12 protein-coding genes and 1 tRNA gene are annotated in these 12,389 nt (G+C 63.5%); 7 read left to right on the forward strand and 6 right to left on the reverse strand.

The window, feature by feature from the left end; translation table 11 throughout:
* Positions 1–45: 45 nt before the first annotated feature.
* The 3 genes from P6U23_RS20550 to P6U23_RS20560 are packed head-to-tail and all read right to left on the reverse strand — an operon-like array spanning position 46 to position 3,027.
* Positions 46–1,092 (reverse strand): DNA polymerase III subunit delta', encoded by a 1,047-nt coding sequence (locus tag P6U23_RS20550; protein ID WP_407174373.1) that lies wholly within the window; start codon positions 1,090–1,092, stop codon positions 46–48.
* A complete protein-coding gene (gene tmk / locus P6U23_RS20555) occupies positions 1,089–1,778 on the reverse strand; it encodes a dTMP kinase (protein ID WP_407174375.1) in 690 nt (229 codons plus the stop codon). Before tmk ends, P6U23_RS20550 begins: the two co-directional genes overlap by 4 nt.
* Before the next feature lies 1 nt (position 1,779).
* Complete coding sequence (locus P6U23_RS20560) at positions 1,780–3,027, reverse strand: D-alanyl-D-alanine carboxypeptidase family protein (protein ID WP_407174377.1); 1,248 nt, start codon at positions 3,025–3,027, stop codon at positions 1,780–1,782.
* Between the two features lie 152 nt (positions 3,028–3,179).
* On the opposite strand from P6U23_RS20560, the gene P6U23_RS20565 reads away from it, so the two are divergent.
* Positions 3,180–4,130 (forward strand): alpha/beta fold hydrolase, encoded by a 951-nt coding sequence (locus P6U23_RS20565; protein WP_407174379.1) that lies wholly within the window; start codon positions 3,180–3,182, stop codon positions 4,128–4,130.
* Between the two features lie 9 nt (positions 4,131–4,139).
* Here P6U23_RS20565 and P6U23_RS20570 read toward each other — a convergent pair whose 3' ends face one another.
* Positions 4,140–5,078: a septal ring lytic transglycosylase RlpA family protein gene (locus tag P6U23_RS20570; RefSeq protein ID WP_407174381.1), complete on the reverse strand. Its 939-nt coding sequence runs from the start codon at positions 5,076–5,078 to the stop codon at positions 4,140–4,142.
* Positions 5,079–6,150: 1,072 nt separating this feature from the next.
* Between P6U23_RS20570 and P6U23_RS20575 the strand changes: the two genes are divergently transcribed.
* Together P6U23_RS20575 and P6U23_RS20580 are read left to right on the forward strand one after the other, a co-directional pair.
* Entirely contained in the window at positions 6,151–6,282 is a 132-nt protein-coding gene (locus P6U23_RS20575; protein WP_407174383.1) for a hypothetical protein, read from the forward strand.
* A gap of 795 nt (positions 6,283–7,077) precedes the next feature.
* Positions 7,078–7,167: transfer RNA gene (locus tag P6U23_RS20580), tRNA-Ser, on the forward strand.
* A 94-nt stretch (positions 7,168–7,261) separates the two neighbouring features.
* On the opposite strand, the gene P6U23_RS20585 is transcribed toward P6U23_RS20580, so the two are convergent.
* Complete coding sequence (locus P6U23_RS20585; RefSeq protein ID WP_407174385.1) at positions 7,262–8,038, reverse strand: sulfotransferase domain-containing protein; 777 nt, start codon at positions 8,036–8,038, stop codon at positions 7,262–7,264.
* A gap of 553 nt (positions 8,039–8,591) precedes the next feature.
* On the opposite strand from P6U23_RS20585, the gene P6U23_RS20590 reads away from it, so the two are divergent.
* The 4 genes from P6U23_RS20590 to P6U23_RS20605 all read left to right on the forward strand — a co-directional run bounded on the left by P6U23_RS20590 (position 8,592) and on the right by P6U23_RS20605 (position 11,058).
* The gene (locus P6U23_RS20590) at positions 8,592–8,792 is read left to right on the forward strand and encodes a hypothetical protein (RefSeq protein ID WP_407174387.1); all 201 of its coding nucleotides are present in this window, start codon (positions 8,592–8,594) and stop codon (positions 8,790–8,792) included.
* Between the two features lie 114 nt (positions 8,793–8,906).
* Positions 8,907–9,419, forward strand: coding sequence for an NUDIX domain-containing protein (locus P6U23_RS20595; protein ID WP_407174389.1), 513 nt, complete (start codon positions 8,907–8,909; stop codon positions 9,417–9,419).
* A gap of 395 nt (positions 9,420–9,814) precedes the next feature.
* Complete coding sequence (locus P6U23_RS20600; protein ID WP_407174391.1) at positions 9,815–10,690, forward strand: S1C family serine protease; 876 nt, start codon at positions 9,815–9,817, stop codon at positions 10,688–10,690.
* Positions 10,687–11,058, forward strand: a complete 372-nt coding sequence (locus tag P6U23_RS20605; RefSeq protein WP_407174393.1) for a response regulator transcription factor — start codon at positions 10,687–10,689, stop codon at positions 11,056–11,058. Before P6U23_RS20600 ends, P6U23_RS20605 begins: the two co-directional genes overlap by 4 nt.
* Positions 11,059–11,092: 34 nt before the next feature.
* Here the strand turns inward: P6U23_RS20605 and P6U23_RS20610 are convergent, their stop codons facing one another.
* The gene (locus P6U23_RS20610; RefSeq protein WP_407174395.1) at positions 11,093–12,133 is read right to left on the reverse strand and encodes a family 16 glycosylhydrolase; all 1,041 of its coding nucleotides are present in this window, start codon (positions 12,131–12,133) and stop codon (positions 11,093–11,095) included.
* Positions 12,134–12,389: the final 256 nt, after the last annotated feature.

Here is a 12,389-nt window from a genome sequence, read left to right on the forward strand (position 1 = left end):
CTCTACAGAATGTCGGGGTTGAAGCGCGCGGGCTTGCGAAATCCCCTACCGCGTCGCTTCCGCAAGCATGCCGAACACCGAGAAAACCAGCGGTTTTCGTTCAAGATTGTAGTCCTGGGTGTCGCGCGCGGCGCGGGCGATCTTTTCCCATACCTCCGCCAGCCGTGCAAGGCGGGGCAGGTTCGCATTCGCGTCAAGGCCCGGCGCACGCAGGCGCTCGGCCACCCAATGCTCGATGCTGTCGACGAAGGCCGCGAGCGCCACGCGGTCGCTGGTGCCGAGCGCGTCACCGAGCGCGTGCAGCTCGCGCGGATCGACGCCTGGCAAAGCGGCGAGCAGCGCTGCTGTGCGCTGCTGCAGCTTCAGGCTGTCGCCTCCCAGCAGCGTGAGCGCTCGCGCCACGCTGCCTTCCGAGGCGGCGGCGGCTTCGCGCAAGCCGGGCTCATCAGCCGCGAGACCCGCGGCCTGTGCCGCCGCGCTGATGACGTCTGCCTGCGATAGCGGCCGCAACGAAAGCTTGCGGCAGCGTGACTGGATCGTCGCCAGCACCCGGCGCGGCGCATGGCTGATCAGGAGAAACAGCGATTGCTGCGGCGGCTCCTCGAGAATCTTGAGCAGTGCGTTCGCCGCGTTGGGGTTGAGCTCGTCGACGGTGTCGACGATGCAGACCCGCCAGCCTTCGACGGCCGCGGTCGAGCCGAAGAAGGCGATCGTCTCGCGCGTTTCGTCGACGGTAATGACCGTGCGCATCACGCCTTTGTCGTTCAGCGTGCGCTCCAGCGTCAAAAGGCCGCCATGCGCGCCCGCGGCGACCTGCCGGGCCACCGGCTCGTTCTGGTCGACCTGGAGCGTCTCGGCCCTCTGCACCTCGGGAGCGAGCGGATCGCGACGGCTCAGCACAAAGCGCGCCATGCGGTAGGCGAGCGTCGCCTTGCCGATGCCCTGTGGTCCCCCGAGCAGCCAGGCATGCGGAATCCGCCCGCTGCGATAGGCGGAAAGCAGCGCCGCTTCGGCGTCGCGATGCCCGAACAACGCGGACGTCTCGCGCGGATGCGGCACGAGCGTCTCGACTTCCGCCTGGCGAGGACTCATGCGGGCGCGGCCACGTTGGCCGGGTTGGCGAAGAAGCGCTCGCTCACGGCACTCCAGACACGGGCTGCAACCGTGCTCACGTCGGCATTGGCATCGATCAGCACGCAGCGCTCCGGTTCACTTGCGCCGATTTCGCGATAGGCTTCGCGAAGCTCTTGATGAAACTTGAGGTCCTCCGACTCGAAACGATCCGGCGGCTCGCCGCCGCGACGGGACGCGGCCCGCTTCAAACCGATCTCGACCGGCAGGTCGAGGATGATGGTCAAATCCGGCTTGAGGTCCCCGATGGTCACCCGCTGCATGGCGTTGAGCACGCCCGGGGCGACATGACCGAGCTTGACCTGATAGGCCCGCGTCGAATCATAGAAGCGATCGCAAAGCACCCAAGCGCCCTGGGTCAGCGCCGGCAGGATCACCGTTCGCACGTGATCGTCACGTGCGGCCGCAAACAACAAGGTCTCCGCGTCTGGTCCGAGCAGCTTGCCGACCCCTGACAGAACGAGATGACGGATGATTTCCGCGCCCGGCGAGCCGCCAGGCTCCCGGGTTAGCACGACGCGCAGCCTGGCCGCTTCAAGATGCTCGGCCAACTTCTTGATCTGGGTGGATTTTCCGGCGCCCTCGCCGCCCTCGAATGTGATGAAGCGCCCGCGCCCGGGAGCTCGTCTGGTCGCGTCCTCCGCCATGTCAGAGCTTCTCGACACCGGCGCGGAACATGCCGATCACAAGCTCGCTCGCCCCATCGATCGCGCGGCGCATGGTGGATCCTATAGCGACGGACTCGGCGGCATAGACAGGCTGCTCTACGGCGATATTGGGGCCGCGCCAGACCTTGATGAGGCCGACTGGCTGCCCGGCCTGGATGGGCGCGTGCACCGGGCCCTTATAGACGAGGCGCGCGATCAGTTTCTCGTTGGAGTTCTTCTGCACCATCACCTTAATTGGCTCGGGACTCGTGAGCGGGACCGAGCGGCTGTCGCCGCCGAACACGCGCGCATAGCCGAGCGGCTGCTGCGCGGCGAACAGGTTGCGCCATTCGAAATTGCGGAACCCCCATTCCAGCATCTTCTTGGCCTCGTTGGCGCGATCTTCAGAGTCCTCCAGGCCGTTGACCACAACGATCAAGCGAACCCCGTTCTGGACCGCAGACCCGACGATGCCGTAGCCGCCCTCCTTGGTGTACCCGGTCTTCAGGCCGTCAGCGCCTTCCAGAGAGTTAAGCAGCGGGTTGCGGTTCTGCTGCCGGATCTTGTTCCAGGTGAACTCCTTCTCTCCGAACAATTTGTAGAATTCGGGGTAGGTCAGGATGATATGGCGCGCCAACATGGCCAGCTCGCGCACCGTCATCTTGTTGCCGGGGTCTGGCAGGCCGTTGGCGTTGGCGAAGGTCGATTTGGTGAGGCCGAGCTCGCGCGCGCGCTTGGTCATGAAGTCGCTCGCAAAGGTGCGCTCGTTGCCGGCCATGCCCTCGGCCAGCGCGATGCAGGCGTCATTGCCGCTCTGGATGACGGCGCCATGCAGAAGATCGTCCACCGAGACCTTGCTGTGTATGGCCGCAAACATCGTCGAGGTGCCCGAGGGCGCGCCGCCATGGCGCCAGGCATATTCGCTGATCGGATATTCGTCGGTCAGCTTGACCTTGCCCTCCTGGATGGCGTGGAACACCACTTCGGCGGTCATCAGCTTCATCATGCTGGAGGGCGCGCGCAACTCATCCGCGTTCTTCTCGAACAGCACGCTGCCCGTGGTGGCTTCGATCAGGATTGCGGTCGGGGCGTCGCCTTCAAAGCCGCCCTCTTCCTTCTTGGCCCCCTGCACGCTCTGATTGGCGGCGAGCAGCGCGCCGCCCCAGGCAACCGATGCCGCGACCGCACCAGCGATCAGGCCGCGCAGCAGCCGTCCGGTCGTAACCTTACCCAGGCTGAACGGGAACATCAGGCGCGCCTTTAACGAAGTCCTTGAACAGCGCCTTCTAACAGTTGGAAGTCACGCAAACAACACGGCTTTTTGGCGCCGCCGGCGATTGTCGGTGAAATCGAAGGAACCTATCGTGAGCATCCCACATTCAAAAACAAACGGGAAACGCCATGCCTTCCTCGCGCACCATCGCCGTCAACGGCATCGAGCTGTACCTGCTCGAGGAGGGCCAGGGCCCGCTTGTCCTGCTCTGTCACGGCTGGCCGGAATTGTCCTATTCCTGGCGCCACCAGATCGCCGCGCTGGCGCGGGCCGGCTTTCATGTCGTGGCGCCCGACATGCGAGGCTTCGGCAACAGCAGCGCGCCTGCCGATGTCGGCGCCTACAGCATCTTTCACATCGTCGGGGACATGGTTGCGCTCACCGCCGCGCTTGGCGAAAGCAAGGCCGCCATCGTCGGCCACGATTGGGGCGCGCCCGTCGCCTGGCATGCAGCGCTGTTCCGCCCCGATCTCTTCACCGCGGTGGCCGGGATGAGCGTGCCGCCGCCCTTCCGCGGCCGCGGCCGGCCGCTCGAGACCTTGCGCGAGAACGGCATCAGCAATTTCTATTGGCAATACTTTCAGACGCCCGGCGTCGCCGAGGCCGAGTTCGAGCGCGATGTCGCGCGCAGCATGCGGGCGCTGCTGGGGAGCGGCTTTTCCGATGCGTCGGCTTCGCTCTTCATCGATGCGGCCAAGGGCTTTCTCGGCGAGGTCTCCGCCGACCGCCCGCTGCCGCACTGGCTGAGCGAGGCCGATCTCGCGTTCTTCGTCGGCACCTATCAGCGGACCGGCTTTCGTGGCGGGCTAAATTGGTACCGTAACATCGATCGCAACTGGGAACTGACCGCGCCCTGGCAGGACGCCCAGATCCGCCAGCCGTCGCTGTTCATCGCGGGCGCTCAGGATTCGGTAGTGACCGGGCTGATCGGCGCCAAGCGCATTAACGAGCTCGAGCGGGTGCTGCCGAATCTGAAAGGAAAGCTCATCATCGATGGCGCCGGCCACTGGATCCAGCAGGAGCGGCCGGAACAGGTCAACGCCGCACTGATCGCGTTCCTGAAGGACAATGCGGTCTAGCTGACGCGGTCAGTACAGGCCGCGTCCGGCCAGCACTTCGCTCGGGCCCTGCGAATCGACCGGCGCATAGGCGGAGACCGGGCTGACGGGCTCGGCATAACGCGCGTCTTCCTCATAGGAGACCGCGCGGTGGTTTTCGAGAGTCCGGCCGCTCGAGCGTGCACGGCTCGCAGCCGACATCTCGGAGGTCGCATTGACCGAGGCGTAATCGGCCGAAGTGTTGCCGAGGCTATAGGGCCGGTCCTGCGGCATCGGCACCTCGCCGTGGATCGGACGTCCGTAGGACGGACCTTCCGGAACGAATGGGCGGGCGGAGGCAACGCGCACGAGCGATGGCGCCGGTGCCGGCACGCCGGTGCGCAAGGTCGCCATCAACACCCGATCGTCGGAGCCTTCCAGTGGCGCCCGGCCGACGTATTCGACCCGCACCCGCGCGGTGCCGTTGCCTTTGAAGCCAAGCAGATCGGCCGCCTTGTGCGAGACGTCGATCAGGCGGTTGGCGGCATAGGGGCCACGGTCGTTGACGCGCACGATCAGCGACTTGCCGTTGGCGAGATTGGTGACCCGCGCGTAGCACGGCATCGGCAATGTCGGATGCGCCGCGCTCAGCGAATCCATGTCGAAGACCTCGCCGTTGGCCGTCAGCCGGCCGTGAAAGTCGTCGCCATACCAGGAGGCCAGACCCTCCGCGCGGTAGTTGACGTCTTCCTGGGGCACATAGATGCGACCGGCCACCACATAGGGCTTGCCGACGCGGTACGTGCCGCCACCCTTCGGCACCGGCTCGCCGGGCTCGACAACGCGCGGACTCGAAGAGACGCCGTATTTGGGATCGAGCCGGCTCGCGAACTTGTTGGACGAGGCGCAGTTGGCGAGGACCAGGCAGAGAGTTACAGCAACAGCGCCGCGCGCCACGCCGACCACGCGATCTGTTTGTCGAATCCCCATCTGCCCCAAATTACCATTCAGCCGGCCCGCCGCCTATTGCACAGACTGCGGCCGGCTCACTTTACGTTTCGGTGCACCACCCCTCGCACCGGGAGCGGACGATATCGCAACCGGAACAAGGCGGAAATGGGGAGACCGTTGTCGTGGTGAATCAATGGTTGTCCGCGCAGGTCGTTGATCTGCCGGCTTGAACCGCACTCTCCGTGCTCCCTTTTGAGACACCTGTTGCGGGAAATCCCCACCTGAACGGGAATATGGGCAGTGCCGGAGGAATCTTTTTGACTGTGCAGGGTGGCACTGTGTTTTCTGCTGCGCGGGGCCGGAAGGATGCTTGCAATGTTCGAAACTGTGACTGCGGTAATGGGCTTGGTCGGTGTCGGGATTTTCCTGGCTCACGCTTTTGAGGGCGTGCTTTGGGCCTGATGGCCTGAAGCAGCCGCCTACGGCGCACTGCCGCAAATTCGGCTCGTTCGGAACGCTTGATCGATTCGGACGAGCTTGGAGATCGGAGGGTGTACATGCGCAATCATGACCTTGTCTCCGACAGCTTTCTGGCACTGACCGCTGCCGGTCTTGCACTGCTGTGCTCGAGCCTCATCGCGTTCGCCTTTACCTGACCGCGCCGGTGCGTGGCGCGAGCATGAACTACGAAATGACTCGACGGCCTTGCCGTGGCTGCGGGCTCTGCTGCCTTTAGGCTGAACAGGCCGGGGCTGCTTCCTGATCTGGCCGTTGCGCTTGATACCGGTCGGAAATGCGTCTGGCCCACTGAGGCAGCTTCCCTTGGCCCCGCATTCTCGAGCGAGAGAACTCGCAAAGCCGTGAACTGACTTCACCGTTGACCTCGCGACGAAGTTTTCGCTGCTCCGACGAAATCATTTTTCCACGCGTGCGAAGACGCGCCGAAACCAAGCGGCGCCATCATGGCTCCATTGATCAACAACGGAGTCGATCATGTGGACGGTCCTCAGCCTGATCTACCGGCACTATTGCCGTATCAGCCTCCTCACGATGCGGAAACTTCATCTCGGCGCAGCCGGCTGAAGTGCGAAAATTGAATGGGGGAAGTGCCATGCTTGCCGAAAAGTTCTTTTTGATGCTTGAGACGCTCATTAGAAGCCACGCCTATGCCGACGGCAGCCCGCCCGTCGTGAGCACTTCGCCGCACGTGCCGGTCAAACTGCCGGAAGGCAAGCAGGCCTGAGTCGACGCTTGCAGCCGGCCGTGAAAAGTGACCGATCTGCGCCTTGTTGCGACTGACCGTTCTGTCCCATGGACATCATCGGATTGAAGCTGCGCGCTCGCAGACGCGAACGCATCGGGCGTTCCGCACGCCGGCAGCTTGCCAGACGATGCTTTGGCGCCTGGGATTGTTTATCCTCGCGATGCCCCCCACCTCTTCTTCCAACGGCAACGTCTGCTTGCGCCCGATCACGGAGGCAACATGAGGAACCTTTTCATCGCCGCCCTATTCGCCGCCGCCATCCCCGGAATAAGCGCCGCCAATGCCGCAGATGGATGCGGCGCGGGCTGCTATGCAGCCCCCAGAGGAGGCTGCGTCGTCAATGGCTGGAGCATCGCCGCCACGGGAGGCGTGTCCAATGAATGCCCCGTATGGACGAGGCCTCGCCGCCCCTGTCCTTATGGTTATAGCTGGAAATTCGGGGCCTGCTTCATGAGCAGGTAAGGGGCTTATTCGGAGCGCGCGAGGGTCAGCCCAGGCCGGCTGACTCCAGCGCGGCCCAAGCCGCGGCGGCTTGGCGATGGTTCAGATCAGCGCTCCCTGCTGCACCATCGCCGCATAGAATCACTTGCGCGGAGAGACCAGGCTGATCTCGCTTCTTTAGGGCTCCGAATGATCGAAATGCTGCAAGCGGCACTCCGCCCCGAACTCCCCTGCAAACTTTAGCGTCACGTCAGGCCCGCTACGGGTCTGACCGCATTCCGTCCCCATCCATCCTTGAAATTCCCCCCGCCAAATGCTTGATGTCGCAGCATTGGAAGGGTGGCCGAGTGGTTTAAGGCACCGGTCTTGAAAACCGGCGTGCCCGCAAGGGTACCGTGGGTTCGAATCCCACCCCTTCCGCCAAATTCGCAAAATCCCTCATGAGTCAGTGTAGCCGTTAGCGGTCGCCGCCACCGGCTGCGGCCTCGCGCCGGGCAAGAGGGTCCAGTCCCCCAGATCAGTCAACAGGCCACGCCATGCGCGTTCGCAACGTCTCGGGAATGGCGGCTAGTGAACGGGCCTTTTGCTCCTCGGTGAAGACGCTTCGCCACTCCGCAACTTCGCCCTTTCTGAAATGGTGCGCCTCGCTGCGAAACCGCGACAGATCGCCCAGCTCCGGGTTGGAGATATCGAAAAAGTTTAAGAGCCGGCGGAAAAATGCCGCCTGGTCATCGATCATCTGCTCGTAGGTCGACACCAGAACGCGATCGGCATTCCTGTCCGCATACTCCAGCCACGAGGCAGTCCAATGGACGATGTGAGGCAAGAAATGAGTTATCTGCCAGTCCAACCGGCCGCTGAAGTCCAAAGCAAGGTAGTCCTCGCCTGGGATTGGTGCGACATAATCGAGCATGCCCCTTTGATTGAGTGCAACGAACTTATCGAGGTGATGCGTCCAACTTAATGTCACGGAGCGCGGATCGCGCAAATGGACCACCCATTTGGGGACGAATTTTTCCAGAATGGCAAGATTGTTCGGTCTGCAATCCGCGTGCTGCTGAGCCGCGAATCCTCCTTGGCTGAACTTGCGGGCCTGATCGAGAAGCAGAGAGTCGTTCGGGACGTACCCGGTGCCCAGGACAAGATGCTCGCACCCGGCGAGCTCCTGCAACGCAGTCAGAATGAAAACACTCCCGGACTTCGGAATAGTGTTCACAAAGATCTTCGCGTGATTTTTCTTTGGTGAGTTTGTTTCCGAATGTTTCTGCAACGAGTGGCGCACCGGGCGCAGCATTCGACCCATCTGCTGAAAGGACGATGAAAATCGCAACTGCAGCCCCCGTCGGCAACATTGATCCGTTGCGCGCGAACCTGGGCCCAACAAGGCGATGTGACAAGTGAAGGATAGTTTAGATAGCTGAACGCGGCAGCGTGCGTGAATGAAGCAAGCCTGGTGCTCGCCCACGCGATCGGAGCGAGAGAAGCCAAGCGACGCGGGGCTGATGCTTGAGCGGCCCGTCATGAATTTGGCTCTCCTCGCATTCAGCGTTCGTCTTTCGCGTGAAGCGCGAGACACTGGCGCCAGCATGATTGCAAAACCTGGAGTGGCCGTCACTTGAACTGGACCCCGCGGTTTTCGCCGATCATCATTTCCCGAAGCTATCTGCAAATCATCGGCGCTTCGCAGGCGTCCTGTTGATCAGCGCCGCCCTACGCCAAGCGCCACTTCGCGCGCCCCGGGAACGCCGGCTACTGCGCAAACGCGGATCACGCCAACGTGCTCGGAACCAATCCGGGTTCGGTCGGGTTCACTGCGCATGGGCGGTAAACGGCAAGAAGGCAACAGCATGGGTCGGAAGCTTACGCCCCGCCAAGCGATCGCGAGGTCCTACCCCGGCTGGGACTACGCCATGGCGGACCGGCTGATCGCCTGGCTCGATCATTGCGGCTATGAGATCGTCGAGAAAAACGCGGGTCACAAGGAGCCGAGCCTCGTACCCGACGAATCCGCCTTACCGGCGTCGCCGGAGTTCGAACGCAGCCACTGAAACCGACGCCCGCGAGGAGACCGCCGCGGCGGATTTCGCCTGGGACGGTGACGGCATTGACGCCCCAAGGCTTCTGGGGCAATCCGGCATCGGGGACAGGCAATCCGGCGAAGCATGGCCATTTCCGATTATCTCAAAGCGATCCGCGCCAAGGTCGGGCACGACCTCGTTGCGCTCACGGCAGTTGCCGCTGTGATCTTCGACGATCAAGGCCGCCTGCTGCTGGGCCAAGATTCTGAAATGGGATTTTGGACGCTTCCCGGCGGCGCCATCGATCCGCACGAACAGCCTGCGGACGCGGCTCTGCGCGAATGTTTTGAAGAGACCGGGCTCTTTGCCGAGCTGCAAGGCATCATCGGAGTGTTCGGCGGCCCGGAATTCCTCATTCGCTATCCCAATGGCGATCTCGCGTACTACACCTGTATCGCGTTTCGCGCCAAGGCCGTGGGCGGCGCGCATCGACCGGGCGATGGTGAGATGTCGGCCTTGCGCTATTTCAGCAAATCCGAATGTGAGGGTCTGATGATCTCCCCCGCCAGCAGGCTGATCGCGCGGGAGGCATTTGCCGGCGCATCGCAACCCTATTTTCGACCGCCGACCTGGACGCCGGACGCACCGAAGGCATAGCGGGCAATTTCCGGTGCGCCGATGCGAGCAGCGTCTATTGCATGCCGATCAAGACCCGATATCGTCCGTAGTCTCCCGGTCTAGGACGGCTCTGCATTACCCGTTAGAGAGGTCGCCATCGGCGCACGTGATGGGCGGGGGAAAGTTGCGAGGCCCGGACTCCTAGGCACACCGGGCCTCGCACTTATTTCGGCGAAGCGAACCTCCTTCGCGGGCCAACAAACCCGCCATCCCAAATCAAAGACCCTGCAAAACCTGCTCCACCTTGCACCGGAACCCGCAAGTTGGCGGCCGCTGGCGCGAACTGCCCATGACATGGTGCCCCTGCCCACCCGGCTAGTTCCACAACCGGCCACGAGCTCCCAGATTGAGGTGAAACCCCATGGGAGCCATCCATGACCGATCCGAACGCCACCAGCCTTGCCGCCATCTCCTCGTCCTTCGCCGATATCGTCGCGCGCGCAGCGCCGGCAGTCGTTTCCGTCCATTCCCATCGCTTGCGCGCCTCCGGCTTTGTCTGGAAACCCGGCCTTGTCGTGACGGCGGACGAGGCTTTGGCGGAGGACGGTGAGATCTCCGTCAAGCTCGCCGACGGAGCGGAGCGCGCCGCGCGCATCGCCGGCCGCGATCACACCACCGATGTCGCACTGCTGCGTGTCGACACGGGGAGCATCGCGGCCGCAACATTGTCCCCCACCGTGCCGGCGCTCGGCTCTCTCGCCCTGGTCGTTGCCGCCGAGCGCGGTGCGCCCACCGCATCCCTCGCCATGGTGTCGTTGGTCGGGGAACGCTGGCGCAGCCTGCGCGGCGGCGAGATCGATGCGCGGCTCGAGCTCGACGTTCGCCTGCGCCACAGCCACCAGGGCGGCCTTGCTGTCGATGCCTCCGGCAACGCGGTCGGCATGGCGGTGCAGGGGCCAAGGCGCGTGCTCGTCATCCCCACGGCGACCATCGAGCGCGTCGCGGCCAGGCTCGAGAGCCATGGCCGCATTGCGCGCGGCTATCTCGGCCTTGGCCTGCAGCCGGTCAGGCTCGATGAGGGCGTTGGCGCCATGGTCATGAACGTCGACAAGCAGGGGCCGGCGGCGGCTGCCGGCATCCGGCAAGGCGACATCATTATCGGTTTCAACGACGAAAAACTCACCGGCGTCCGCGCGCTTGCGCGTACGCTCGGTCCTGACAGCGTCGGCTCCGTGGTCGACGTTTCGGTCCGCCGCGCCGGCGAGCCCGTACAATTCAAGCTGACCGTCGGTGAGAGGCCGGAGGCGTGAGCGAACCGGAGCCCATCGTGCTCGCTGTCGAGATCGACGATCCGGTGCTTGCGGACCGTCTCGCCTCGCTGCTTGGCGGCGTCGCGGGCCTGCGGCTGGCGGCGCCGGGAGAGACGGCGAACGTCGCGGTCGTCTCGCGTGAACCGCGCAAGGCCGCCGAGCCCGCCGAGATCGAACTGACGCCGAGAGAGCTCGACGTGCTCGCCTTGCTCGCGGAAGGCGCTTCCAACAAGGCGATTGCACGCCAGCTCGGGATATCGGTTCACACCGCCAAATTCCACGTCGGCTCGATCCTCGACAAGCTCGACGCGACCGGTCGCACCGATGCGGTCACCCACGCCGCACGGCGCGGGGTCATCAATCTCTAGCGGCGATGATCTTCCGCGCAGACCCTTGGCAGCGTCACCTCGTGGCGGTCTCGGCGGGCGGAAGGGCGGACTCAAGCTGATAGGCCGAGATGCGGTCGATTTGGAATTCGACCTCGGGCGGCGATTGGGCATCGACAAACCCGACCCCGCCAAACACCTTGGATCCCATTGCCAGGTTCACGATCATGTACATGGGATCCTCGAAGCTGCCTGGCGCCTTGATCTCCGACACCGGCTTGCGGTCGATGAAATAGACCAGCCGGTCGCGCTCCCACAGCACACCATAATCGTGAAAGTCTTCCCAAGCATTGGCGACGGAAAAATCGAAGCCGCAACGTTCGACCAAGCCGGTGGACGGATTTCGCCATTGCGTGGTCATCACCACGTCACCCGGCTGTTGTCCCCGTCCCTCAATGACGTCGATTTCCGGCGGCCAGCCGCCGTTGTTGGCAAGCAGCCAGAAGGCCGGCCATACGCCGACGCCCACCGGGACCTTCGCGCGAATTTCGAAATAGCCATGCTTCTGGGAGAAGGATTGCTGCGTGGTCAGCAGGCCCGACACATATTCGCTGTTGAAGAGCACCTCTTTCAGCTCGGGAGGCGTTCGCCGCGCCATGATCGAAAGGACTCCGCGCTCGACCTTGAAGGGATCGAGGCCGAGAGGCACTGTCCCGCGCCCTTCGTAACCGGGGTCGACATAGATCTGCTGCTCGCCATTATATCTCGTCTTGCGCCGCAACTCCGATCCATCACCGCCGGCATAGAAGGACTCCGGCATCACGACGGGCCCAGCGTAGTGCGGCACCCATCGTCCGCTTCGAAGCGGATGCTCATCGAAATCGTCCTGGAAGGTTCTTTGCAACAACACGGTCTGTGGCATCGGCGAAGGCGATGGCTCGATGCGGGCACATCGTTCGCCCGGTGCGTCGTCGGGGATCTGCAGCAGGAGTTTTGGTGGGGCACCCGTGCTGGTGTCCTCTGCGAAGACCGGCGGCACCAGCGCAAAACAGGCGCCCAGGATCAGCGCTGTTAGCATCGGGGTTGCCACGCCTTTGGATATCGACGCGCTCCTCACGTCTTCCCTCCAAATTGTGTCTTGGGCTGCACCGGCACGGTGACCTTCCGATCACTCCGAAGTTAAACGGCGGCCATGGCGTGAAAAAGTGGCCACCATTCAAAGAACCGTGTGGGCGGCGTTATCACGGTGGCCGACTCGTCATAGGGAACTGGCATTGCTGTGCCCCGCCTGACAGGCCGAACGATTCTGGCGTGGATCGGAAACTGTGAACCTGTTCACAGCGCATTCCCCCATTTACCCCTTCAATGCGCAG

It is taken from the genome of Bradyrhizobium sp. STM 3562 (assembly GCF_045571435.1).
Classification (GTDB): domain Bacteria; phylum Pseudomonadota; class Alphaproteobacteria; order Rhizobiales; family Xanthobacteraceae; genus Bradyrhizobium.

Excerpts from the sequence above, each read along its gene's own strand:
- P6U23_RS20550 (WP_407174373.1), bottom strand. The coding sequence starts at position 1,092 with ATGAGTCCTCGCCAGGCGGAAGTCGAGACGCTCGTGCCGCATCCGCGC.
- tmk (WP_407174375.1), bottom strand. The coding sequence starts at position 1,778 with ATGGCGGAGGACGCGACCAGACGAGCTCCCGGGCGCGGGCGCTTCATC.
- P6U23_RS20560 (WP_407174377.1), bottom strand. The coding sequence starts at position 3,027 with ATGTTCCCGTTCAGCCTGGGTAAGGTTACGACCGGACGGCTGCTGCGC.
- P6U23_RS20565 (WP_407174379.1), top strand. The coding sequence starts at position 3,180 with ATGCCTTCCTCGCGCACCATCGCCGTCAACGGCATCGAGCTGTACCTG.
- P6U23_RS20570 (WP_407174381.1), bottom strand. The coding sequence starts at position 5,078 with ATGGGGATTCGACAAACAGATCGCGTGGTCGGCGTGGCGCGCGGCGCT.
- P6U23_RS20575 (WP_407174383.1), top strand. The coding sequence starts at position 6,151 with ATGCTTGCCGAAAAGTTCTTTTTGATGCTTGAGACGCTCATTAGAAGC.
- P6U23_RS20585 (WP_407174385.1), bottom strand. The coding sequence starts at position 8,038 with ATGCTGCGCCCGGTGCGCCACTCGTTGCAGAAACATTCGGAAACAAAC.
- P6U23_RS20590 (WP_407174387.1), top strand. The coding sequence starts at position 8,592 with ATGGGTCGGAAGCTTACGCCCCGCCAAGCGATCGCGAGGTCCTACCCC.
- P6U23_RS20595 (WP_407174389.1), top strand. The coding sequence starts at position 8,907 with ATGGCCATTTCCGATTATCTCAAAGCGATCCGCGCCAAGGTCGGGCAC.
- P6U23_RS20600 (WP_407174391.1), top strand. The coding sequence starts at position 9,815 with ATGACCGATCCGAACGCCACCAGCCTTGCCGCCATCTCCTCGTCCTTC.